The 24789-nt window shown below is 64.2% G+C and carries 18 protein-coding genes; 13 read left to right on the top strand and 5 right to left on the bottom strand.

Going from position 1 to position 24789, the window contains the following annotated elements; genetic code table 11:
- The first annotated feature begins 14 nt into the window (after nt 1–14).
- Nucleotides 15–1082, top strand: a complete 1068-nt coding sequence (locus AB870_RS09480; RefSeq protein WP_047907801.1) for a serine endopeptidase — start codon at nt 15–17, stop codon at nt 1080–1082.
- A gap of 32 nt (nt 1083–1114) precedes the next feature.
- Here the strand turns inward: AB870_RS09480 and AB870_RS09485 are convergent, their stop codons facing one another.
- Nucleotides 1115–1393 (bottom strand): oxidative damage protection protein, encoded by a 279-nt coding sequence (locus tag AB870_RS09485; RefSeq protein WP_044455490.1) that lies wholly within the window; start codon nt 1391–1393, stop codon nt 1115–1117.
- 176 nt (nt 1394–1569) lie between these two features.
- Nucleotides 1570–2919, bottom strand: coding sequence for an amino-acid N-acetyltransferase (gene argA, locus AB870_RS09490; protein WP_047907802.1), 1350 nt, complete (start codon nt 2917–2919; stop codon nt 1570–1572).
- Between the two features lie 44 nt (nt 2920–2963).
- Here argA and hrpA point away from each other — a divergent pair, with 44 nt between their 5' ends.
- The 4 genes from hrpA (at nt 2964) to AB870_RS09510 (ending at nt 10213) form a co-directional block, all read left to right on the top strand.
- Nucleotides 2964–7148: an ATP-dependent RNA helicase HrpA gene (hrpA, locus tag AB870_RS09495; protein ID WP_084663504.1), complete on the top strand. Its 4185-nt coding sequence runs from the start codon at nt 2964–2966 to the stop codon at nt 7146–7148.
- Nucleotides 7149–7276: 128 nt separating this feature from the next.
- Nucleotides 7277–8272 carry a YVTN family beta-propeller repeat protein gene (locus tag AB870_RS09500; protein WP_047907803.1) on the top strand — a complete coding sequence of 332 codons (996 nt, stop codon included), beginning with the start codon at nt 7277–7279 and terminating at the stop codon, nt 8270–8272.
- Between the two features lie 75 nt (nt 8273–8347).
- The gene (locus tag AB870_RS09505) at nt 8348–9286 is read left to right on the top strand and encodes an EI24 domain-containing protein (RefSeq protein ID WP_047907804.1); all 939 of its coding nucleotides are present in this window, start codon (nt 8348–8350) and stop codon (nt 9284–9286) included.
- A gap of 87 nt (nt 9287–9373) precedes the next feature.
- Nucleotides 9374–10213, top strand: a complete 840-nt coding sequence (locus AB870_RS09510) for a competence/damage-inducible protein A (protein ID WP_047907805.1) — start codon at nt 9374–9376, stop codon at nt 10211–10213.
- Nucleotides 10214–10391: 178 nt separating this feature from the next.
- Here the strand turns inward: AB870_RS09510 and AB870_RS09515 are convergent, their stop codons facing one another.
- Nucleotides 10392–11408: a zinc-binding alcohol dehydrogenase family protein gene (locus AB870_RS09515; protein WP_047907806.1), complete on the bottom strand. Its 1017-nt coding sequence runs from the start codon at nt 11406–11408 to the stop codon at nt 10392–10394.
- 143 nt (nt 11409–11551) lie between these two features.
- Between AB870_RS09515 and AB870_RS09520 the strand changes: the two genes are divergently transcribed.
- Nucleotides 11552–12478 carry a LysR family transcriptional regulator gene (locus AB870_RS09520; RefSeq protein ID WP_047907807.1) on the top strand — a complete coding sequence of 309 codons (927 nt, stop codon included), beginning with the start codon at nt 11552–11554 and terminating at the stop codon, nt 12476–12478.
- Between the two features lie 55 nt (nt 12479–12533).
- Here the strand turns inward: AB870_RS09520 and AB870_RS09525 are convergent, their stop codons facing one another.
- Together AB870_RS09525 and fnr are read right to left on the bottom strand one after the other, a co-directional pair.
- Complete coding sequence (locus AB870_RS09525) at nt 12534–12968, bottom strand: YybH family protein (protein WP_084663506.1); 435 nt, start codon at nt 12966–12968, stop codon at nt 12534–12536.
- 414 nt (nt 12969–13382) lie between these two features.
- Nucleotides 13383–14129, bottom strand: coding sequence for a fumarate/nitrate reduction transcriptional regulator Fnr (gene fnr / locus AB870_RS09530; RefSeq protein ID WP_047907808.1), 747 nt, complete (start codon nt 14127–14129; stop codon nt 13383–13385).
- Nucleotides 14130–14461: 332 nt separating this feature from the next.
- On the opposite strand from fnr, the gene scpB reads away from it, so the two are divergent.
- The 7 genes from scpB (at nt 14462) to truB (ending at nt 24701) form a co-directional block, all read left to right on the top strand.
- Nucleotides 14462–15805, top strand: coding sequence for an SMC-Scp complex subunit ScpB (scpB, locus tag AB870_RS09535; RefSeq protein ID WP_047907809.1), 1344 nt, complete (start codon nt 14462–14464; stop codon nt 15803–15805).
- A 146-nt stretch (nt 15806–15951) separates the two neighbouring features.
- Nucleotides 15952–17739, top strand: a complete 1788-nt coding sequence (locus tag AB870_RS09540; RefSeq protein WP_047909030.1) for a pseudouridine synthase — start codon at nt 15952–15954, stop codon at nt 17737–17739.
- A gap of 368 nt (nt 17740–18107) precedes the next feature.
- Entirely contained in the window at nt 18108–18566 is a 459-nt protein-coding gene (gene rimP, locus AB870_RS09545; RefSeq protein WP_044455501.1) for a ribosome maturation factor RimP, read from the top strand.
- Nucleotides 18563–20038, top strand: coding sequence for a transcription termination factor NusA (gene nusA / locus AB870_RS09550; protein WP_047907810.1), 1476 nt, complete (start codon nt 18563–18565; stop codon nt 20036–20038). The genes rimP and nusA overlap by 4 nt, the downstream gene beginning before the upstream one ends.
- A gap of 80 nt (nt 20039–20118) precedes the next feature.
- Complete coding sequence (infB, locus tag AB870_RS09555; protein WP_047907811.1) at nt 20119–23055, top strand: translation initiation factor IF-2; 2937 nt, start codon at nt 20119–20121, stop codon at nt 23053–23055.
- Between the two features lie 84 nt (nt 23056–23139).
- Complete coding sequence (gene rbfA, locus AB870_RS09560) at nt 23140–23589, top strand: 30S ribosome-binding factor RbfA (RefSeq protein WP_047907812.1); 450 nt, start codon at nt 23140–23142, stop codon at nt 23587–23589.
- Between the two features lie 125 nt (nt 23590–23714).
- On the top strand, nt 23715–24701 hold the full coding sequence (gene truB, locus AB870_RS09565) for a tRNA pseudouridine(55) synthase TruB (RefSeq protein ID WP_047907813.1): 987 nt from the start codon (nt 23715–23717) through the stop codon (nt 24699–24701).
- Nucleotides 24702–24789: the final 88 nt, after the last annotated feature.

Below are 24789 nucleotides of genomic sequence, written 5' to 3' on the forward strand. Positions count from 1 at the left end.
CCCGGGAGGGCTGGATGGCTGGATCGCGTCGTCTTCCCGAAACCTGGTTCCGCCGCGGCCTCTGGCTGATCGCCGTGCTGTTCGCGGCGTTTCTCATTGGCCTTGGCGGCCTGGTCGTCGACAAATTGCCGGGCGTCGCGCCTGCGCCCACGCTGGCGTCGTTCGTCGATCCCGCACAGGCCCAGCGTGCCGATGCCGCCATCAAGCAAGCGCAAGCACAGCTCGAAGACATCGAGAGTCAGCTGGAGACGGCACGCTTGCAACTCAAGGCGCGCAGCACGGCGTATCGCAATGCACGGGAGTCGTTCAACGATTGGGTGGCCACGCGCACCGCGACGGCGCAGGCCAGCCAGGATGCCGAACTCGTCTCACGCACCCGCGCCCTCGACACGCTCAAGGCGGCCGAGCGCGACGCGCAGACCCGGATCGACGCTCTCGAAGCGAGACATCTCGATGCCCAGCGCGCAGTCGAGGCGGCACGCACGGCGCGCTTTGCGCTGAATGAGGCGGCGGGCGAGCAGCTGGCGGCGATCCAGCGTTCGCAGGAGTTGAAGGTTTTCGGCATCCGGCTGGCGTTGACGCTGCCGTTGCTCGCGATTGCGGGCTGGTTGTTCGTGCGTCAACGCAAGAGCACCTGGTGGCCATTCGTATGGGGCTTCGTCTTCTTCGCGCTGTTCGCGTTTTTCGTGGAACTGGTGCCGTATCTGCCGGACTACGGCGGCTATGTCAGATACCTCGTCGGTATCGTGCTCACGGTATCGATCGGCCGCTATGCCATCGTCTCCTTGCAGCGCTATCTCGCCAGGCAGAAAGCGGAAGAGCAGTTGCCGGACGAAGAGCGTCGCAAGACGTTGTCCTACGATCTGGCGCAGGCGCGTCTGGCGAAGTCGGTGTGTCCGGGGTGCGAACGTCCGGTGAAGCTCGACGACCCCGATCGCGACTATTGCGTGCACTGCGGCATCTGTCTGTTCGACCGTTGCGGCACGTGCAACACGCGCAAAAACGCATTCGCGCATTTCTGCCATCGCTGCGGCGCGCGCGCCATCGGCGTGAATGCCGATCCGCAGGCGCGCGTCGTTTAGTTGGCGCGCCGCGCGAGGCGTGGTGTCAGAGATTACTCGGCGCTGGGAGGCGGCACGTAACCTTGTGCCACATCGGCGCCCTCGCCGAAGAAGTACTTTTCGGTTTGCTTGACGAGATATTGGCGGGCGCGCGGATCGGCCATGTTGAGGCGGTTCTCGTTGATCAGCATCGTTTGCTGCTTGAGCCAGCCGGCCCAGGCTTCCTTGGAGACGCTTTCCCAGAGGCGCTTGCCGAGTTCACCGGGCATCGGCGGAAAATCGAGACCTTCGGCTTCCTTGCCGAGTTTGATGCATTGAACCATGCGGGCCATGAGGGGACTCCTTCGTGATCGTCGTATGTCGTGTGAATGGGGGGCTGCGGCTCATGCCGGATTGCCGGAACGGTCATGGGCAAGCGGGCATAGGCGGCGGCTGATATCCGGATATGGGGGCAGGGGGCGCGGATGCAAGGGAAAGCTCCCCGGCGGCGCGGCACCTGCCGTGCCGGTTACAACTTCTTGATGAGCACCAGCGAGCGGCGCTGCCAGTTGTAAAGGCGGCGGCGGTCCGCAGGCAGATCGTCGACGCCGGCCTTGACGAAGCCGCGCTTGAGGAACCAGTGCTCGGTGCGGGTCGTGAGCACGAACAGTCGCTCCAGGCCGCGTGCGCGAGCACGTTGCTCGATGTGCTTGAGCAGGCGTTCCCCGTCGCCCGAACCCTGGGCTTCCGGGTCCACCGTCAGGCAGGCCATCTCGCCGATGCGTTCGCTCGGATAGGGGTAAAGCGCTGCGCAACCGAACAGACGTCCGTCGTGCTCGATGACCGAGAAATGGTCGATGTCGCGTTCCAGTTGGTGGCGGCCGCGCCGTACCAGCGTGCCGTCGGCTTCCAGGGGTTCGATGAGTTGCAGAATCCCGCCGACGTCGTCGATGGTCGCTTCGCGCAGGCTTTCGAGATTCTCGTACGAGATCATCGTGCCGACGCCGTCGTGTGAAAAGAGTTCGAGCAGCATGCTGCCGTCGAGCGAGAACGGCACGATGTGCGCACGGCCTACGCCGGCGCGGCAGGCGCGTGTCGCGTACTTCAGATAGAAGGCCGATTCGCGATCGATGGTGCCTTGCGATTGCATGCGTTGCGCGTCTTCGAGCGTCAGTTCGCGCTGCAACTCGTTGTATTCGTTGAGAACGCCAGGTATCTCGGTAATGAAGATCAGCTTGTCCGCACGTAGCGCGATCGCGGCGGACGACGCCACATCTTCCATCGTCAGGTTGAACGACTGGCCGGTGGGCGAGAAGCCGAGCGGCGAGAGCAGCACGATCTTGCCGTTCGAGAGCGACAGACGGATCGATTCGGCGTCGACCTTGCGAACCACGCCGGTGTGCTGGAAATCCACGCCATCGACCACGCCGACCGGGCGCCCGGTGACGAAGTTGCCCGACACGACGCTGATGCGTGCATTGCCCATCGGCGTGTTCGGCAGCCCCTGGCTGATCGACGCCTCGATATCCAGACGCAGTTCGCCCGCGGCTTCCTTCACGGCTTCGAGGGCGGCGGCGTCCGTAATGCGCAATTGCTGGGCAAAGTGCGATTCGATGTGTCGCAGGCGCATCTGCTCCTCGACCTGAGGACGCGAGCCGTGCACCAGCACGATGTGCATGCCCATGGCGCAGAGCAGCGCGACGTCCTGAATCAGGGAGTCGAGTCCGCCGGCCGCGACCAGTTCGCCGCCAAAGGCGACCACGAAGGTCTTGTCACGGAATGCATGAATGTATGGGGCGACCGAGCGCAGCCAGTCCACGAACTGGGCTTGATGGGCGGTCTCTTCGTCTTGTAGGGCGGGGTCGGGTTCGGTCAGCATGGGTGTACGTGCGCAAACATGCGCAGATTATATAATGCGCGCCCATGGCAAGTGATGAACGAAATCGACAATCGAAGCCCCCGAAGCCGAAAGTGACGGTGCCGGGGCATACGCGTGCTCAAACGACGGGCAGTGCGCAACCGGATCGCGCTCGCATCCCGACGGAAAAGGGTGGAAAGAGCGGAAAGGGCGGACCGGCAGCCCCGGGCGCCGGACGCGAGCGCGATGGCGCGCGGCGCATGCCACCCGCCGAACGGGCCGAGCGGATCGAGCGTGAGGCGCAGCGGCTGGCCGCGCGTCAGGCCGCCGCCAACCGCGTGCCCGGGATCACGTTCCCCGAGGCATTGCCCGTATCGGGCCGCCGCGAAGAGATCGCGCGCGCCATTGCCGGCCATCAGGTCGTCATCGTGAGCGGTGAGACCGGCTCCGGCAAAACCACCCAACTGCCCAAGATATGCCTCGCACTCGGACGCGGTCTGGGCGCGGGCGGCACAGGCCTCATCGGCCACACCCAGCCGCGGCGCATTGCCGCATCGGCCACCGCGCGCCGGATCGCCGACGAGTTGAACACGCCGCTGGGCGAGATCGTCGGCTTCAAGGTGCGCTTTAACGACACGCTGTCCAACGGGGCGTCCGTCAAGCTGATGACCGACGGCATTCTGCTCGCCGAGACGCAGACCGATCCGTTGTTGCGTGCGTACGACACCCTCATCATCGACGAGGCGCACGAGCGCAGTCTGAACATCGACTTTCTGCTCGGTTACCTCAAACAGTTGCTGCCGCGCCGCCCGGATCTGAAGGTCATCATCACCTCGGCCACCATCGACGCCGATCGCTTCGCCCGCCATTTCGGCACTGGCGAAGGCGACGCGTTGCGTCCGGCGCCGGTCATCGAGGTGAGCGGCCGGCTGTATCCGGTGGAGGTGCGCTACCGCCCGATTCAGGACGACGCGCGTATCGCCAACGCCGAGGGACGCGAAACCGGCCGGGCGAGCGCGCGCGAGCGCGAGCGCGATCTGATGGACGGCATCGTCGACGCGGTCGACGAACTCTGCCGTGAAGGCTCGGGCGACGTGCTCGTCTTCCTGCCCGGCGAGCGCGAAATCCGGGAAGCCGCGGAGTCGCTGCGCAAGCACCATCCGCCGCACACCGAAATCCTGCCGCTTTTCGCGCGACTGTCCGCGACCGACCAGGAGCGCGTGTTCAAGCCGTCCAATGCGCGCCGCATCGTGCTGGCGACCAACGTCGCGGAAACGTCGCTAACGGTGCCCGGCATTCGTTACGTGGTCGACGCCGGCACGGCGCGCGTGAAGCGTTACTCGTACCGCAACAAGGTCGAGCAGTTGCAGATCGAGTCGATATCGCAGGCCGCCGCCAACCAGCGTGCAGGCCGATGCGGCCGCGTGGCCGACGGCGTGTGTATCCGTCTATACGACGAAGCCGATTTCCAGTCGCGTGCGCGCTTCACCGATCCCGAAATCCTGCGTTCGTCGCTGGCCGCCGTCATCTTGCGCATGCAGTCGCTGCGACTCTCGAAGGTCGAGGATTTTCCGTTCATCGAGCCGCCACCGGGCCGCGCCATTGCCGACGGCTACCAGTTGCTCAACGAACTCGGGGCTGTCGACGACACGAACCAGCTCACACCGCTCGGGCGCGAATTGGCGCGCCTGCCGCTCGATCCGCGCGTGGGCCGCATGATCCTCGCCGCACGCGAGCAGCAGTCGCTGCGTGAAGTGCTCATCATTGCAAGCGGTCTGGCGGTGCAGGACCCGCGCGAGCGGCCCATCGAAGCGCAGGACGCCGCCGATAACGCGCACCGGAAATTTGCCGACGAACGGTCCGAATTCCTGTCGTGGATCAAGCTATGGAAGTGGTTCGAAGAGGCTATCGCGCACAAGAAGTCCAACCGCCTGCTGGCGCAGGCCTGCCGCGAGAACTTCCTGTCGCAGTTGCGTCTGCGGGAATGGCGCGATGTCCACAGTCAGTTGCTCACCGTGGTGCGCGAACAGGGCTGGCGGCTCAACGAATCGGAAGCGACCTACGAGCAGGTCCATCTGGCCCTGCTCGCGGGCCTGCTCGGCAACATCGGCTGCAAGGCCGACGACGATCCGCATTTTCTCGGCGCGCACGGCATCAAGTTCCATATCTGGCCGGGTTCGTCGCTCGTGAAGAAGGCCGGGCGCTGGGTCATGGCGGGCGAACTGGTGGAGACAAGCCGCCTCTATGCCCGCTGCATCGCCCGGATCGAGCCGGAATGGATCGAGCGCGCCGGCAAGCACCTCGTCAAGACGTCGCTATCCGATGCACATTGGGAAAAGAAGGCCGCGCAGGTCGTCGCTTACGAGCGCGGCACACTCTACGGCCTGACGATCTACGCGCGCCGGCGCATGAACTTCGGCCCGCGCGATCCGCGCCGTGCGCGCGAAATCTTCCTGCGCAGCGCGCTCGTCGAGGGTGAATGGGAGACAAAGCTCCCGTTTTACGCCCACAACCGCAAGTTGATTGCGGACATCGAGCAACTCGAACACAAGTCGCGGCGTCAGGACGTACTCGTCGACGACGAACTGATCTACGCGTTCTACGACGCTCACGTGCCCGAGGGCCTGTACGACGGCGCGAGCTTCGAGCATTGGTATCGCGAGACGTCCAAAGGCACGCCGAAGCTGCTCTATCTCGTGCGCGACGATCTGATGCGTCACGAGGCGGCGGGGGTCACGACCGACCTGTTCCCCAAGAAGACCGCCATCGCGGGCGTCGAAATGGCGCTCACGTACCACTTCGACCCGGGTTCGCCGCGCGACGGTGTCACGCTTGCCGTGCCGCTCTATGCGCTCAATCAGGTCGACGCGCGCCGCTGCGAATGGCTCGTGCCCGGCATGCTCAAGGAAAAGGCGCACCTGCTGATGAAGTCGCTGCCGCAGAAGTTGCGGCGTCACTTCGTGCCGTTGCCCGAGTACGCGGCGGGGTTCCTCGAACGGGCGGCGTTCGGGCAGGGGGCATTGCTCGATGCGCTCATGGCCGATGCGCGCGAGCAGACCGGCGTCATGCTCAAGTCGAGCGACTTCAAGCTGGAAATGCTGCCGGCGCACTTGTCGATGAACTTCAAGGTGATCGACGAGCATGGCCGTCAACTCGGCATGGGGCGCAATCTGGCCCAACTGCGTGCCGAACTCGGCCAGCAGGCGCAGCGTACGTTCCAGCAGATCGCCGCGAGGAGCGGGGCGACGCCCACGGGAAGTGCGTCGGACGCTCGCGCGGCGCGGGCCGCACAAGCCTCACCAGCCTCACCAGCGGGGCGTGACGGGGGCAGGAACGTCGCAAATGGCGCAGGCAAGGGGGCGCCAGCCACGCCATCCGCGGGCGCCGTCGAACCTGGCCGCTACGACAATCTCACGACCTGGAGCTTTGGCGAGTTGCCGGAGATGCTGGAGATCCGTCGTGGCGGGCAGACGCTGTTCGGCTATCCGGCGCTGGTCGACCGTGGCGATCACTGCGATCTGGAAGTGTTCGACGATCCGGACGAAGCGCAGCGTCAGCATCGCGCGGGCCTGCGGCGTCTGTTCGCGATTCAGCTTCGGGAGCAGGTGAAGTATCTGGAGAAGAATATTCCCGGTTTGCAGCAAATGGCGATGCAGTACATGAGTCTGGGCACGCAGGAGGAATTGCGCGATCAGATCGTGGATCTGGCGCTGGAGCGGGCCTGCCTTCCGTTGCCGTGGCCGAGCGACAATGCGTCGTTCGCCGCCCGCAAGGACGAAGGGCGCGGCCGCCTGACGCTGCTCGCGCAGGAGATTGCGCGTCTGGCCGGGCAGATTCTCACCGAGTACGCCGCGTTGCAGAAGAAGCTGGCGCAGGCCAAGCCGTTTGCACAGGCACACGCGGACCTGACGGCCCAATTGCAGCGCCTGATCGGCAAGCGTTTCCTTGTCGATACGCCCTATGCCCAACTGGCCCACTTCCCACGTTATCTGAAAGGCATGGCGGCGCGCATCGACAAGCTCAAGGCCGATCCGTCGCGCGACGCCCGGGCCATGAGCGAGCTCGGGCCGCTGTTGCAAAACTGGCAACGGGCGACGTCGCAGCGTCGCGATCATGGCGATGCAAGGCTCGACGAGTTCCGCTGGTTGCTCGAAGAGCTGCGTGTTTCGCTCTTCGCTCAGGAGTTACGCACCCCCATGCCGGTCTCGGTCAAGCGTCTTCACAAGGTCTGGGAGGCGCTGCAACGCTGACGTCTCGATTTGCGTTGCATCATGAAGTGTCGAGATAGTGTTTCGGCTGATCGAAAAATGTACGCGGGACGCGCTTCGGCGAGGACTTCCCGGCCTACAATAGCGAGACTTTTTTCAGAGACTTCGTGATGCGCAAACTTCTGATTGCCGCCAGTCTGGCGGCTTCCTTCGGGCTCGCCGCCCTGGCCGGCCCGGCCCGCGCCGCCGCGCCCGCGCCCGAGAGCGTGGTGGTCGTGCTCAATTCGGCGGACGCGAGTGTCAGCCTGATCGACAAGGCCACGCAGAAGGTGATTCAGACGTTCCCGGTCGGCAAGGAGCCCCATCACCTGATGGCGACGCCCGATAACCAGTCGCTCATCGTCGCCAACTCGGTCGGCAACAATCTCGTTTTCCTCGATCCGAAGACAGGGCAGATCCAGCGCAAGGTCGAGAACATCGAAGATCCCTACCAGATCGGTTTCTCGCCGGACAAGAAGTGGTTCGTCGCCAACGCCCTGCGTCTGGACCGCGTGGACATCTATCGCTTCGACGGCAAGAACCTGAGCGTCGCCCAGCGTATCCCGATCAAGAAGATGCCGAGCCACCTGGTGTTCACGCAGGACAGCAAGCTCGTGTTCATCTCGTTGCAGGAGTCGAACGAGGTCGCCGCCATCGATCTTGCCACGCAAAAGGTAATCTGGAAGCTGAAGGTCGGCGACAGCCCCGCCGGGGTCTGGCTCACGCCGAACGACAAGTATCTGCTCGTGGGCATGACCGGCGCCGATTATGCGGCCGTGGTCGACTGGCGCAATCAGAAGGTCGTCAAGACGATTCCGACGGGCAAGGGCGCGCACAACTTCCGCTCGCTGGCCGATGGCAAGCACGTGCTGATTTCGAACCGGGTGTCCAGCACGATCAGCATCATCGATCAGGACGCGCTCGCGAATGTGGGCAACATCACCGGCCTGCTGCCGGGGCCGGACGACATGGAATTGTCCGCCGACAGGAAAACGCTGTGGGTGACGTTCCGCTGGGCGCGCAAGGTCGGCATCATCGATCTGACCTCGCGCAAGCTCGTCAATACCATTGCGGTCGGACGCTCGCCGCACGGGATCTATTTCTACGACCGCGCGCCGGTGCTGTAACATCGAGGCCTTACTCCCAAGGCTTTGGCCGGCCGGGCGTCGTCGGGACACCCGGCCGGTCGGTACCGCACCTGCATGAACGATATTCTTCGCGCGCTTGGCCGCGCGCTCGTGAGCCTGCTGCATCCGCGCATGCTATGGCTCACCGCAATGCCCTTCATCGTCTCCGGTCTTCTCTGGGGCGCCGTGATCTGGTTCGGATGGGAACCGTTCACCGACTTCCTTCGTGTCTGGCTCGAACAGTGGGAATTCACACAGTGGATTTACCGCTTCTTCGGGTATTTCGGCGTGGACAGCGTGCGCATGGCGCTCGCGCCGTTCATTCTCGTGGCGCTGCTCGTGCCGCTTATCGTCGTTACTGCGCTCCTGCTCATTGCGGGATGGTCGATGCCTGCGGTGCTGCGACACCTCTCGCGCCGCCATTTCGTTCATCTCGAAGCGAGACAGGGCGGGTCGTTCTGGGGAAGCCTCGGGCAGTCGCTCGGCGCGACGTTCCTCTTCCTGATCGCCGCGCTCGTCACGTTGCCGCTGTGGCTCGTGCCGCCGTTTTTTGCCATCGTGCCGCCCTTGCTGTGGGGCTGGCTGACGTATCGGGTCATGACGTACGACGCGCTCGCGTATCACGCGAGTCCAGAGGAGCGTCGCCGGCTGGTGCGCGAGAAGCGGCTGCCGCTGCTCGTCATCGGCGTTGCGACAGGGCTGCTCGGTTCGCTGCCGACACTGCTGTGGGTCTCGTCCGTCGTCATGATCGTGCTGTTCCCGGTCATTGCGCTCGTGGCGATCTGGCTTTACGTGGTGATCTTCGTTTTCTCGGCGCTATGGTTCGCCCACTATTGCCTGCGAGCCCTCTCGCGCATGCGTGCGGAAGACGCGCACCGCGAGCCCACGCTCGCCGCGACGGTGCTGCCCGTGGCCGGTGTGCCGCCGCCTGAGAGCGAGGACCTGCCGCCGGCGGACACGCCGCTGTTGCCGGGGCCGTCAGGGCCGACGGGCTCGCCCAACGGGTCGCCGTGAAAGTGGCACAATCGTCGAACTGCGCGCTGCCGCGCGGCGGCGCTGCGCAATCCCCCAAGGCACTGACGACAAGACAAAGGAAGCATCATGGCGGTCGGCATCATCATCATCGGCGACGAAATTCTCTCGGGGCGCCGTCACGACAAGCATCTGCCCAAGCTCATCGAGTTGCTCACCGAGCGCGGCATGCAACTCGGCTGGGCCGAGTATGTGGGCGACGATCCGGCGCGCATCACGGCAACGCTGCGTCGTACCTTCGCCAGCGACGACATCGTGTTCGTGACGGGCGGTATCGGCGCCACGCCCGACGATCACACGCGTCAGTGCGCGGCGGCGGCGCTCAACGTGCCGCTCGTGCTCACGCCGCAAGCCGAGGCGCTCATCATGGAGCGCATCGCCGATACCAGTCCGGACGGTGTGGCCGACATGACGCAGGCGGATAACCGTCATCGTCTGAAGATGGGGGAGTTTCCCGTCGGTGCGCGCGTGCTGCCCAATCCGTACAACAAGATTCCCGGGTTCTCGGTCGAGAACCACCACTTCATGCCGGGTTTCCCGGTCATGGCGTGGCCGATGATGGCATGGGCGCTCGATACCTATTACGCAGACCTGCATCATCTGACGAAACATACGGAACGGTCGGTGCTGGTCTTCGGGCTGGCCGAATCGACGCTCACGCCGCTCATGGAGGCCATCGAAGCCGAGTACGGCGGCATCAAGGTATTCAGCCTGCCGAGCGTGGGCGACGCGGAGCGCGGCGCGGTTTACGCCCGTCGTCATATCGATCTTGGGGTGAAGGGCGACCCGGCGCTGGCCGGTGCGGCGTTCGAGCGTCTCGTCGCGGGCGTGGAGGCCTTGGGTGGCGAGATTATTCATGCTGCGCAGGCCGTGGCGTTGCTGGAAGGGACAGTGCCGTCGGCGAAGTGATTGCCCCGGGAGGGCGTGTCGGCCGACGTCGTTCGCCGTTGTCATGATGTTGCGACATTCGCGACGTGCGACAGCGCCCCGGAGACGTCGAAACGGCGCTTGCCTTTGGGGTAAGCGCCGTTTTTTTGCACGGATGGCGGGGTGAGCACCTGGGCGCGAGAGCGCGCGAATCCATGCCTCAGAACCCGGCGAGGACGAGTTTGCCGATCGTGCGCCCGCCTTCGAGCTGCGCGTGCGCGCGACGCAGGTTCGCCGCGTTGATCGGACCCATGACTTCGCCGACGGTCGTTCGCAGCGTGCCGGCATCGACCAGTCTGGCGACCTCGGTGAGCAGTTTGTGCTGGGCGATCATGTCAGGCGTTTCGTACATGGCGCGCGTGAACATGAATTCCCAGACGAACGTGGCGCTCTTGCTCTTGAGCAGGCCCACTTCCAACGGTCCGGCATTTTCCACGATCGAGCAGATCTTGCCCTGTGGCGCGACCGCCTCCGCCATGGCCGGGAAATGCGTGTCCGTATCGTTCAGACACAACACGAAATCGACCTGCGGCAGGCCCAGCGCCTTCAACTGCGTGGGCATGTCCTGATAGTGGTCGATAACGTGCTGCGCACCTAACTGACGGCACCAGTCGGCCGACTCGGGGCGCGATGCCGTGGCCACGATCGTGAGTTTGGCGAGCCGTCGCGCCAGTTGGATCGCAATGGATCCCACACCGCCCGCGCCGCCGACGATCAGGATCGACTTGCCTTCGTCGCCGCCGTCCGGCGCGATGTCCAGACGGTCGAACAAAGCCTCCCACGCGGTGATCGTCGTGAGCGGCAGTGCTGCCGCATTCACGAAGTCGAGCGACGCGGGCATGTGACCCGTAATGCGTTCGTCCACCAGATGGAACTCGCTGTTGGCGCCCGGGCGGGTGATGCTGCCCGCGTAGTACACGGGGTCGCCGACCTTGAAGAGGGTCACGTCCGGCCCGACCGCGGCGACGGTACCGGCCGCGTCCCATCCCAGCACGCGCGGGGTCGTCTCGACTTTGTCCTTCGGGGCGCGCACCTTCGTGTCGACCGGGTTCACCGAAATGGCTTCGACCTTGACGAGCAAGTCGTGACCGGCGGGCGTCGGTGTCGGCACCTCGATGTCTTCGAGGGCCCTGGGATCGTCGATGGGGAGGTAACGAGTCAATCCAATGGCTTTCATCTGCTTTCTCCTGTGGGTGATGGCACGCCGCACGATCCGTGGTGAATTGGCGACGCACCGAATGCGATGGCGAAAGACTACGGCTAGTCGATTGATTTGATAATTCGCATAATGCGGAAAATATCTTTTGGAAAAACCATCAAATGGCATTGGACCTCGATACCGTCGCATTGTTCGTGCGCGTTGCGACGTTGGGTAACGTGTCGGCGGCGGGCCGGGAGCGCGGGTTGTCGCCCGCAACGGCCAGCACGCGACTCGCGCAGCTTGAGGGGGGGCTCGGTGCCCGACTGCTGCACCGAACGACCCGGCGAGTCGCGTTGACGCAGGAGGGCGAAGTCTTCCTGGGGCAGGCGCAGGCCTTGCTCGCGGCCGAGGCCCAGGCGCTGGCGAGCGTCGGGCAGGGATTCGCGGCGCCGCAGGGGCTGTTACGGGTATCGTGTTCGTCGTCGTTCGCCCGGCAGCACATTTCGCCCGCATTGCCGGAATTTCTGGCGCGCTATCCCGGTATTTCGCTGGATTTCCGGCTCACGGACCGGGTCGTCGATCTGCTGGAGGAAGGCGTGGACATGGCGATCCGCGTGGGCGCGCTGCGCGACTCGACGCTCATCGCACGAAAGCTCGCGGCGAATCGGCGGACACTGTGTGCGTCGCCTGCCTATCTCGCGGCGCATGGCGCACCGCGGCACCCGAGTGATCTTACGCAGCACGAATGCCTCACGCTCGGAGAGCAGCGCGACTGGCGGTTCGTCACGCCGGGCGGCCCGCTAAGTGTGCGCGTGGCGGGGCGGCTCGTGTCGGATAACGGGGAAGTCCTGCGCGACGCCGTGCTGGCCGGTTTGGGGATCGCGCTCAAATCGACGTGGGACATTGCGGCGCATTTGCAGCGCGGGGAATTGGTGCCCGTGTTGCAAGCGTACCCGCTCGCCGAGGAGGTTGCGATCTGGGCGGTGTACCCGAGCCGGGTGTTCGTGCCGCCGAAAACGCACGCGTTCATTGAGTTCCTGCAGGCGCGTTTCAGTCCGGTGCCATACTGGGAGACGCTGTGGCCGGCCCCGGCGCAGGACAGATAGCGATGGGCCTAACGAGACGCCGAGAGGTGCCGATAGATGTCGAGAGATGCCGAAGTCAATGCAGCCGGTGGGCGCGGGGCAATTGGGAGCCTGTGTCGTCGTGGCCGATGGCTGGACTGGCGTGATGCAGCACGAGCCGCCAACCGTCCGCTTCCTTGAGATAGACGTTGGTGGCCAGCACGAAGGCGTAACGCGCGTCCGGGTGCGTTTCGACCTGAATTTGCTCGAGCACGTTGTGAACGGCGCAAAGCGGGTTATGGGCGACCTGTAGGTGGCTGACCGTCACCTGCACACCGCCTTTGGCGAGGATCTGCCGCCAACTGGTGCGTACGGCCGCCGGGCCGACGTGCCGGGGGCCTGAAGGATGGATGCAGACAACCTCTTCGTCTTCCGACCAGACATCCATCAACGTATCCGTGTCACCGGCACGCAACGCTTCGTAGAACGCGTGCTCGGCGTCTTCCGGGCTGAGAAATATCGCTGCGGGCATAACGGCGGCCTCCGTCGGGGTCCATCGTTGGGATCCATCGTTCGACATGCCGGCCAGAACCCTGCCGAGCGGCGAACGCGCCGATTATGGAGGGTTTGCCCGGGCTTGTCGAACGCGGGCGTTCTCTGCGCGATTTCAGGGTGGTTCCGGCGCGGTCCCGGCGTGATTCCAGCGCGACGCCGCCGCGATTCGGGGCGGCGGGTGTTCGCTGGCGGTGTGCAGACGCGGTGAGCGACCTTTGATCTGGCGCAAGGCATCGATCGAGGCGGGCCGGTAGCTTATGGGTAATGTGCGAGCGGCGCTGCGCGTCCGGGGGTCTGCCGGATCGGCGAACTTGCCGGAAGGCCTGCGGGGAGTTGTGGGGAAGGCCAGGTGGTGACGGCGGGAGCGCTCGTGCGCTCCCGGCAACCGGCATCAGCAGTGATGCACGCCGGCGAGTTCGCGCAGGGCGATACCGTCGACGATCTTGACGTGACGCTGACGGATTTCGATCATGCCGTTTTGCGCGAAACGCGAGAACAGGCGGCTGACCGTTTCCAGCTTGAGTCCGAGGAAACTTCCGATCTCTTCGCGGCTCATGCGCAACACGAACTCGTTGGCCGCATAGCCGCGCGCGGCAAGGCGTTCGGACAGATTCAGCAGAAAGACAGCCAGACGCTCTTCGGCGCGCATGGTGCCGAGCGCGAGCAATTGCTGGTGCTCGTTACGTATTTCCTGGCTCATCAGGCGGTGCAACTGGCGTTGCAGCGAGGGTACCTGACGCGACAGCGTCTCCAGCTCATTGAAGCGTGCGATACACAACTCGCTGTCTTCGAGCGCGATGGCGGTACTCGGATGATGGTTGTCGGCCACGGCATCCAGACCGATGAGTTCGCCCTGAAGGTGGAAGCCGACGACCTGCTCGCGGCCGTCGGGGGCCGTGACACAGCTCTTGAGCGACCCGAAACGAATGCCGTAGACAGCATTCAGGTTGTCGTTGGCGTGATAGAGCACTTCGCCTTTCTTGAGGCGGCGGCGCTCGCTGACGAGTGCGTCCAGTCGTTCCAGCTCCGGCTCAGGGATGCCGACGGGCAGGCAGAACTGCCCCAATGAGCAGGTGGAACAACGAGGCTGGGCAACCGGAATGGGGTTGCCGGGAATGCGACCGGTCTCTGTGGTCATGGAGGCCCCTGAAGTTATTTCGAGAGTTTACCATGAGGCGTCGACCCGTCGTTTCGATGGGCGAGACGTCAGGGTTTCGACGATGCTTTACGGGCGTCGGTGTTTCAGTAATAATTGCGCTCATACCGGACGTCCGTCTCGCCGCACTGTCGGCCTGGGCGTTTTCCCGGCAGGTCGTTCGAGCATTCTGGTCGCGCCGCCGTCACTACGACCGAACACAATAGGGCGCGCGCTTATGCGAAGCGGTTGTCATCTGCGACCGTTTCTCGTGTTCCAAGCATCCATTTATTCCTGATACCGGGTTGCCAAGCCCCCGGTCTGCTTAGTCGCACATGAATACCCAAGAGGCGAAACTCGTCCTCGAGACCGCGTTGATTTGCGCGCAGGAACCGCTCAAGGTCGGCGATCTGCGCAAGCTTTTCAATGACGCCGTGTCTGGTGACACGGTGCGCGCGCTACTCGAGGAAATCCGCGTGCAATGGGATGGCCGAGGTGTGGAATTGGTGGCGTTGGCCACCGGCTGGCGTTTCCAGAGCCGTCCGCGCATGCGTGAATACCTTGACCGCCTCAATCCGGAGAAGCCGCCGAAGTACTCGCGCGCCGTGATGGAGACACTGGCGATCATTGCGTATCGTCAGCCGGTCACCCGCGGCGATATCGAAGAGATTCGCGGCGTGACGGTCAACACGCAGATCATCAAGCAGCTCGAAGATCGTGGCTGGATCGAGGTCATTGGTCATCGTGACGTGCCCGGCCGGCCGGGTTTGTATGCCACGACCAAGGACTTCCTGGACGATCTCGGTCTGCGCGCACTCGACGCGCTGCCGCCACTCGAAGATCCGGCTGCTCAGGCGCAGATCGATCTGCTCGCGCAGCAGAACATCGAATTCGGCGAACGTGCCGACGGTGAAGACGGGGAGGCCACGTCGGACGACGTGCCGGTTGCCGACGCCGAAGCCCTCGCGCTGCTCGCGCAGACGCGGGCCGACGACCTGCCGCTTGCGCAAGGATTGCCGGAAGATCAGCGTGCGCAACCGTCCGCCGGCGAGGCGTTGACGCAGGAGGCGTTGCTCGATGCCGTCATGGCCGAAGGTGAGGCGCCAGCAGTCGATGTCGTGACGGCCGGGCCGGAGATGGCTGCGGAAGTGGCGGCCAGGGCCGAAGTGGATGCCGGTACGTCTGCTGAAAATTCGCCGGATGCCGAGGAACTCGCGGTCCCGGTACACGTCAGTGAGCAGGACGATGCGCCGCGCGGCAACGTGCCGGACGTGTCCGGCGCGGCTGACGGCGAAGCGCCGGGTGAGGCACGGAGCGGAATGCGGGGTGACGTGCCGGGCCGTGCGTTGGCAGCCACCGATGCGCATCCGCTGGAAGACGCGGAAAGCCTGCAACACGAGGAATTTTCCGAAGTGTCGGCGCCCGAGGTTCCTGTCGGCGACGATTCGCCGCAAGATACGCAGGGTGTAGGGCACGAAGTCGGACATGAGGCCGGGCAAGCGGCCGGAATAGAAGAAGACGCGACGCATGCGGCAGATTCCGCAGCGTCGTTGGCGCAGGAGGTTTCCCCGCACGCTGTCGACTCGGCAGCGAACGAAGCCGCCGCCGGGCAGCCCATGTCCGGTGCGATCGACGGCGAGAACGACGGGGACGACAAGAATCTCGTCACCGGTACCTGAGGCGCGGTCGCACCGCACGCATTCGCAGGGCCGTTAGCGAAAGAACGAAGTCGCGGCACGTATTTGCCGCGCATTCATGGTGCGAACACGGATCTGGGCAGCGACTTTGCCTGCCCGCGACGATCCCGTTTTCCAATGAGGTTGTGTTGAAACAAAACGAAGAATCCCAGGACCTGCACGCGCGCGATGCCGGTGCCGAAGCACGTTCGCCGGAGGGCGAGGGCGGCGATGAAAAGGCGTCGCGCCGCGGTTTGCGCCGTGGCCCGCGCAGTCTGATTGCCCGCCGTCGTGCGGCGCAACAGGCCAAGCGCGAGGGCGACGACAACGGCGAATTCGCTGCGGAAGCTGCGCAAGGCGCGCCATCGGGTGAGGCGGTGCAAGCGCATTCGCCGAATGTCGACGGTGCGCCGTCAGCCGCTCAGGGGCGTGGTCGCAACAACGCACGCAAGCCGCGCGGCGGCAGGCGCGACGACGCTTCGCAGGCGACGCAGGCCGGCGGTGACGCCAATGGCAATGGCGCCGCGCCAGGCGCCCGTGCGCACCGCGGTGCAAAGAACGCCCAGGGAGCACAAGGCGGCCAGGGCGGTGCGGGCAAAACCCAGGGGCGTGGTCGCAAGGCACCTGCCGGCGGTGCGCGCGGTAAAGGGGGCGCGGGCAGCGCGGGAAGCGCCAGCGACAATGACCTCTTCGCATTCGTGACGTCCGGTGGGTTCGACGGTGACGACAGCGACGGCGATAACGCTGCCGCCAAGCGCGGTCGCCGTCCCGCGGATCGCCGCGTGCTGTCGCCGGACGACGAAGCGCCGAAGTTGCACAAGGTGCTCGCCGAAGCCGGGATGGGATCACGTCGCGAGATGGAAGAACTGATTCTCGCCGGTCGCGTGTCGGTCAATTCCGAACCGGCGCACATCGGTCAGCGCATCCTTCCGACCGATCAGGTCCGCATCAACGGCAAGCTCGTCAAGCGCCGTATCAGCAGCAAGCCGCCGCGCGTGCTGCTGTATCACAAGCCGGCCGGCGAGATCGTGAGCCATTCCGATCCGGAAGGCCGCACGTCGGTGTTCGACCGTCTGCCGCCGATGAAGACCGCCAAATGGCTTGCCGTCGGACGTCTGGACTTCAACACGGAAGGGTTGCTGATCCTCACCACCTCGGGCGACCTGGCGAACCGTTTCATGCACCCGCGTTACGAAATCGAGCGCGAGTATGCCGTACGCACGGTCGGGCAACTGAGCGAAGCATCGCGTCAACAACTGCTGCACGGCATCAAGCTCGACGACGGCGAAGCCAATTTCCTGCGCCTGAAAGATGGCGGCGGCGAAGGCTCTAATCACTGGTATCACGTGGCACTGGCAGAGGGCCGTAACCGCGAAGTGCGCCGTATGTTCGATGCGGCGGGGCTGATGGTGAGTCGCCTGATCCGTACCCGTTACGGTCCGCTGACGTTGCCGCGCGGCCTGAAGCGCGGTCGGTATGAAGAAATGGACGAAGCGCAGGTCCGCTCGTTGTTTGCCGCTGTCGGCATGAAGATGCCGGGCGCGTCCTCCGATGAGAAGGGCGCTCGCAATGGTGGTCGCGGCGGTAAGGCCGGCGCGCCGAAAGAGCCGCGCCGTCAGCCGGATCCGATGCAGACCGCACTGGGCGTGTTCACCCGGGAGCCGGGGCAGTCGCGTCGCCCGCGTGCCAATCCGTTGACCGCATTTGTGGGACCGAGCGGCGGCTATCCGGGGCAAACACCCTCGCCGCGTGGTGAGGGCCGTCGCTTCGGGGGCGGTAATTCCGCGGGTGGCGGCTTCGGCGCTCAGTCGCGTGGCGGCAATGGTAGCGGCAATGCCAACGGCAATCGCAGTCGCGGCGGCAACCGCGCGGGCAGTGGTGGTGGCGGTGGTAATTACGGCAACCGGGGCAATCGCGGCGGTAATCGCTCCCGCTGAGTTTGCCGATCCGTTATTGCGTTGCACCAATGCCGAAACGGTGCCCGTCCAGCAGTCATTTCGGGCGCCACGCGTTGCAAATCGGGTCAAAACCATATAAAATCAGCGAATAAGCTGGTTTGCGTGTCGGGCGTTCTGCTGCGGCACGCACCTCATGCGCAATGAGGCTGTAAGAAATGGGCGTTTCGCCCATTTTTTTTTGCCGCGAGCGTTTAACGCGGCCGATGCCGCCGCGTCGGGGAGTGGGTGTGTCGACTCGGACACATCGGCCCGGGCGGTCGAGGGCGGTATCGTGCGACGTCCCATGCGGGGCGCGCAGACATGTCGGGCGCTGCTGATGCGCGCGAGTTTTTCTAGGGTGAGCAAAGTTGCAATTGCCAGAACTGATCGAGACCACGGTCGAAGGCCTGGGTTACGAGCTGGTCGATCTTGAGCGCGCGGGCGGCGGACTGCTGCGCGTGTACATCGATAAGCCGGAAGGCATCACGATCGACGACTGCGAGACGGTAAGCCGTCAGCTCTCGCACGTCCTGATGGTCGAGAACGTCAATTACGACCGACTTGAAGTATCGTCGCCGGGGCTGGATCGTCCGCTGCGCAAGCTGCGTGACTTCGAGCGTTTTGCCGGCGTCGAAGTGAGTCTCACGTTGCGTGTGCCGCTCGAAGGCCGCAAGCAGTTCCGCGGCATTTTGCAGGCGCCGCAAGGCGAAAACTTGAGCCTTGAGTTCGAAGGCAAGGGCGGCCCGGCGCTGCTCGAATTCACCCTCGCGGATATTGACCGTGCGCGCCTTGTGCCGCAGATTGATTTTAGGAGTCGCAAACGATGAGTCGCGAAGTATTGCTGTTGGTCGATGCGCTCGCGCGCGAAAAGAACGTCGACAAGGATGTCGTGTTCGGCGCGCTTGAAGCAGCATTGGCTTCGGCCACCAAGAAGCGCTACACCGAAGACGTCGACATTCGCGTGCACATCGACCGTGAGTCGGGCGAGCACGAGAGCTTCCGTCGCTGGCTGGTAGTGCCGGACGAAGCGGGTCTGCAAGAGCCGGACAAGCAGATCCTTTCGTTCGAAGCCAAGGAAGACAACCCGTCCATCGAAATCGGCGAATTCGTCGAAGAGCCGGTGGAATCGGTCGAATTTGGCCGCATTGGCGCCCAGGCGGCCAAGCAGGTGATCTTGCAGCGCATTCGCGACGCCGAACGCGAGCAGATCCTGTCGGACTTCCTCGAGCGCGGCGAAAAGATCATGACCGGCACGGTCAAGCGTCTCGACAAGGGCAACCTGATCGTCGAGTCGGGCCGTGTCGAGGCGTTGCTGCGCCGCGATCAGCTCATCCCGAAGGAAAACCTGCGTATCGGTGACCGCGTTCGTGCGTACATCGTGAAGGTCGACCGCACGGCGCGCGGCCCGCAGATCGAACTCTCGCGCACGGCGCCGGAATTCCTGATCGAGTTGTTCGGTATGGAAGTGCCGGAAATCGAACAGGGTCTGCTGGAGATCAAGTCGGCTGCCCGCGACCCGGGCGTGCGCGCCAAGATCGCCGTCGTGGCCTACGACAAGCGTATCGATCCGATCGGGACTTGCGTGGGCATTCGCGGCACGCGTGTGCAGGCGGTGCGTAACGAGCTGGGTGGCGAGAACGTCGATATCGTGCTGTGGTCGGAAGATCCCGCGCAATTCGTGATCGGCGCGCTGGCGCCGGCGGCGGTGCAGTCCATCGTCGTGGACGAAGAGAAGCACAGCATGGACGTCGTCGTCGACGAGAACGAACTGGCGGTGGCGATCGGTCGCAGCGGTCAGAACGTGCGACTCGCCTCGGAGCTGACCGGCTGGCAGATCAACATCATGACGCCGGACGAATCGGCCGAGAAGCAGAACGAAGAGCGTGGCACGCTGCGCACGTTGTTCATGCAGCGTCTCGATGTGGATGAGGAAGTCGCGGACATCCTGATCGAGGAAGGTTTCTCGAGCCTGGAAGAAATCGCCTACGTGCCTTTGAACGAAATGCTGGAAATCGAAGCGTTCGACGAGGACACGGTGCACGAGCTGCGCAATCGGGCGCGCGATGCACTGCTCACGCAGGCGATTGCTACCGAGGAGAAGGTCGAGGGTGTGGCGCTCGATCTCAAGAGCCTCGACGGCATGACGCCCGAGTTGCTGGCCAAGCTGGCCGAGCATGAAATTCAGACGCGCGATGATCTGGCCGAACTGGCTGTCGACGAATTGACCGAGATGACCGGTGTCGACGAGGAAGCCGCCAAGGCCCTGATCATGAAAGCGCGAGAGCACTGGTTCCAATGATGACCTGCCCCGGCATGCATATGGAACAGTGAACTTTGAAGTTAACCGCAAGGCGCCTGGCCTTGCTTGAAGAGGTTTGAATGGCGAGCATCAACGTAGCCCAATTTGCTGAAGAACTGAAAATGCCGGCCGGCGTGTTGCTGGAGCAACTCAAAGCCGCCGGTGTGGACAAACTCAGCGCCGACGATTCGGTGACGGAAGCCGACAAGGCCCGTCTGCTGGAGCACCTGCGCCGATCGCACGGCGCTGGCGACGGCGACAAAAAGAAGATTACTCTGACGCGTCGCCAGACCTCGGAAATCAAGCAGGCCGACGCGACCGGCAAGGCGCGGACGATTCAGGTCGAAGTGCGCAAGAAGCGCACCTTCGTCAAGCGCGACGACGTGGTCGAAGGCGCGGACAACGCGGCAGCGGCTGCGGAAGACGAAGCGCTTCGTCTGCGTGAGGAAGACGCACGCCGCGAAGCGGAGCGTCTGGCGGCGGAAGCTGCCGAGCTCAAGCGTCGCCAGGAGCAACTGGAGCGCGAAGAGGCCGAGCGTCGCGAACGCGAGGAAAAGGAAGCTGCCGAGCGCCGTGCGCGCGAGGAAGCGGAGCGTGCCGCGGCGGCTGCCAAGGCGGCTGAAGAGCAGAAGGCCAAGGCAGAAGCGAAGGCCGATGCCGACGCCGAAAAGCAGGCGCAGGCGGAAGCCGAAAAGATTGCCAAGGCCGAGGCCGACAAGGCTGCCGCAGCCCGGGCCGACGCCGAGCGCGAGCAGGCCCGCAAGGCCAGCGAAGAAGCCCGTGCGGCTGCCGAGAAGGCGAGCGCGGCGGCTGACAAGGCCCGCGCCGAAGAGGAGGCCATTCGCAAGCGCCGCGCGGCGGCCGAAGCCGAAGCACGCGCGATTCGCGAAATGATGAATGCGCCGCGTCGTGTGCTGAAGGCGCCGGAGCCGGCCCCTGCGGCCGCGACGGCCAAGCCGGATGCCGCGAAGGGCACGCTGCACAAGCCGGCCAAGCCGGAAGGTGCCGCAGCCAAGCCGGCAGACAAGAAGCCGGCCGCAACGCCAGCTTCGACGACGGCTGGTGCCGCGGACAAGAAGGACAAGAAGCCGGGCGCCTGGCAAAAGGATACGGACAACCGCAACAAGCGCGGCGGTATGAAGACGCGCGGCGACACGAGCGGCGGTTCGGATGGCTGGCGTGGCGGTGGCCGTGGTGGCCGTCGTGGCGACCGTCACGCGCAGGACGACCGTCAGGCATTCCAGGCACCGACCGAACCGGTGGTGCGTGATGTGCACGTGCCGGAAACGATCAGCGTTGCCGATCTCGCGCACAAGATGTCCGTCAAGGCCGCGGAAGTCATCAAGCTGATGATGAAGATGGGCCAGATGGTGACCATCAACCAGGTGCTGGATCAGGAAACCGCGATGATCGTGGTCGAGGAACTCGGCCACCGCGCGATTGCTGCGAAGCTGGACGATCCGGAAACGCTGCTGGACCTCGGTAACGATGTGACGGAAGCCGAAGCGCTGCCGCGTCCGCCGGTTGTGACCGTGATGGGGCACGTCGACCACGGCAAGACCTCGCTGCTGGACTACATCCGTCGCGCCAAGGTGGCTTCGGGCGAAGCCGGCGGCATTACGCAGCACATCGGTGCCTATCACGTCGACACGCCGCGCGGTACGGTGACGTTCCTCGATACGCCGGGTCACGAGGCCTTTACGGCCATGCGTGCCCGCGGTGCGCAGGCAACGGACATCGTGATTCTCGTGGTCGCGGCGGACGACGGTGTGATGCCGCAGACGAAGGAAGCGATTGCCCATGCGAAGTCGGCCGGTGTGCCGATCGTGGTGGCGATCAACAAGATCGACAAGCCGGAAGCCAACCCGGACCGCGTGAAGCAGGAACTCGTGGCCGAAGGCGTGGTGCCGGAAGAGTATGGCGGCGATTCGCCGTTTGTGCCGGTGTCGGCGAAGACGGGGACGGGTATCGACGATCTGCTCGAGAACGTGCTCCTGCAAGCCGAAGTGCTGGAACTGAAGGCGCCGGTCGATGCCCCGGCCAAGGGTATCGTGATCGAAGCGAAGCTGGACAAGGGCAAGGGGCCGGTCGCCACGATTCTGGTGCAATCCGGCACGCTCAAGCGCGGCGACATGGTGCTGGCGGGGCAGGCCTACGGCCGTGTTCGTGCCATGCTGGACGAAACCGGCAAGAACACGAAGGACGCAGGCCCGTCGATCCCGGTGGAAATTCAGGGTCTGTCGGAAGTGCCGGGCGCCGGTGAAGAAGTGCTGGTGGTCCAGGACGAACGCAAGGCGCGTGAAATCGCCCTGTTCCGTCAGGGCAAGTTCCGCGACGTGAAGCTGGCCAAGCAACAGGCCGCGAAGCTCGAGAACATGTTCGAGCAAATGGCCGAAGGCGAAGTCAAGACGCTGCCCCTTATCATCAAGGCAGACGTACAGGGTTCGCAGGAAGCGCTGGCACAGTCGCTCAACAAGCTCTCGACGCCGGAAGTGCGTGTTCAGATCGTGCACGCTGCGGTCGGCGGCATCAGCGAAAGCGACGTCAACCTGGCAACGGCTTCGAAGGCGGTCATTATCGGCTTCAACACGCGTGCGGATGCGTTGGCGCGCAAGCTGGCCGAGTCGAACGGTATCGACATTCGTTACTACAACATCATCTATGACGCAGTGGATGAGGTGAAGGCGGCAATGTCGGGCATGCTGGCGCCGGAGAAGAAGGAAGAGATCACCGGGATGGTCGAAGTGCGTCAGACGTTCCGGGTGCCGAAGGTCGGCACGGTGGCCGGCTGTATGGTGCTCGACGGCTTCATCAAGCGTTCGTCTCACGTGCGCGTGCTGCGCGACAACGTGGTCATCTTCACGGGCGAGCTGGATTCGCTCAAGCGCTTCAAGGATGACGTCAAGGAAGTCAAGTCAGGCTTCGAGTGCGGTCTGTCGGTGAAGAACTTCAACGACATTACGGAAGGCGACCAACTGGAAGCGTTTGAAATCACGGAAGTTGCGCGCTCGCTGTAACGCGATTTACGCAACGGATGTGGAATGGCCCACCAAGCCGGGGAAACCGGTGGCGTGGGCCATTGCATTACTAGCGAGTTTGTCATGGCAAAGAAACGTGGCGTTCCCGGGCGGAATCTGCGCATCAACGATCAGATCCAGCGAGATCTGTCGGAGCTGATTCAGCGGGAAGTGAAGGACCCGCGTATTGGGCTGGTCACGCTGCAAAGCGTGGAAGTGACGCCCGATTACGCGCACGCGAAGGTGTTTTACACCACGCTCACCGGCGACCCGAAGGCGACCGGCGAAGCGCTCAACGAAGCGGCCGGCTATCTGCGCAATCTGCTGTTCAAGCGGTTGCACATTCATACGGTGCCGACGTTGCACTTCCACTTCGATCAGTCTATCGAACGTGCCATCGAGATGTCGCGTCTGATCGACACGGCCAATGCGACGCGCGCGAAGGAAGACGCGCAAGCGTCCGGCGCGCCCGACGATGAAGCGCGCGACGCCGACGGCGACGATAGCGGCAACAAGAAAAACGACGGCAAGTAAGCGGTCGATTGACGACGCAGCCTGCCGGGCTGGTGCAAAGCGAGCCCGGCAGTATTGCGATGCCTGCGCACGGACGACGCGTGCGACGGGCAACTCCCCATGAATATCTCAAGCACTTCCCGCACATGACGGACCCGCGTTCGCAGGCACCCCGCCAAAAACTCCCTCGTTTTCCGCTCGACGGTGTATTGCTGCTCGACAAGCCGTTGGGGCTGTCGTCCAACGATGCGCTGATCAGAGCCAAGCGTTTGCTTCAGGCGTTGAAGGCGGGCCATACCGGCACGCTCGATCCCCTGGCGACGGGGCTGCTGCCGTTGTGTTTCGGCGAGGCGACGAAGTTTTCGCAAGACCTGCTCGAAGCCGACAAGACTTACGAGGCGCGTGTGCGTCTTGGCGAGACGACGACGACGGGCGATGCGGAAGGGGAGGTATTGCAAACGCGTCCCGTGACGGTGGACGAGGCAGCGATTCGCGCCGTCTTGCCGCGCTTCACGGGTTCGATTTCACAGGTGCCACCGATGTACTCGGCGCTCAAGCGCGACGGCAAACCGTTGTATGAGTATGCGCGTGCGGGGCAGACCCTCGAGCGCGAGGCGCGCGCGGTCACGATCCATCGGCTCGAAGTGACCGAGTGTGCGTTACCGGCGGCGAATGAATTCACGTTTCGCGTGACATGCAGCAAAGGCACATACGTTCGCACGCTGGCAGAGGACATTGGCGAGGCATTGGGTTGCGGCGCGCATTTGCGCGCCTTGCGTCGTACGGCTGTCGGGCCGTTGACACTCGATGGCGCTGTGACGCTGGAAGACCTGAATGCGCTCGAACATGCGCAACGCGTGGAGAAACTCGCGCCGGTGGATGCGCTGCTGAAGTCGCTGCCTGCCGTGTGGCTCGACGACACGCTTGCGAAGCGCTTCAACCACGGACAGCGCTTGCGCCTGGACGATGCGCGCTGCCCGCATGCGCTGCGCGCATGTGCGCACGCGCATGTCGGCATTGAAGTGAAGGTCTACGCCGAAGCCGCAGGCGACATGCCGGCCCGTTTGCTCGGCGTGGCCCGGCTCGATGGCGCGGGGTTGCTTACCCCGCAGCGATTGTTGAGGACGCAGTAAGCGACGTGCGCCGTTGAGCGTTGGTTTGGCGTTATTTCTCGAGACTTTCGCTACGGTCCCGCTACGGTTCATTACTGTGCGCCTCGTC

This window comes from Pandoraea faecigallinarum, from assembly GCF_001029105.3.
GTDB lineage: Bacteria > Pseudomonadota > Gammaproteobacteria > Burkholderiales > Burkholderiaceae > Pandoraea > Pandoraea faecigallinarum.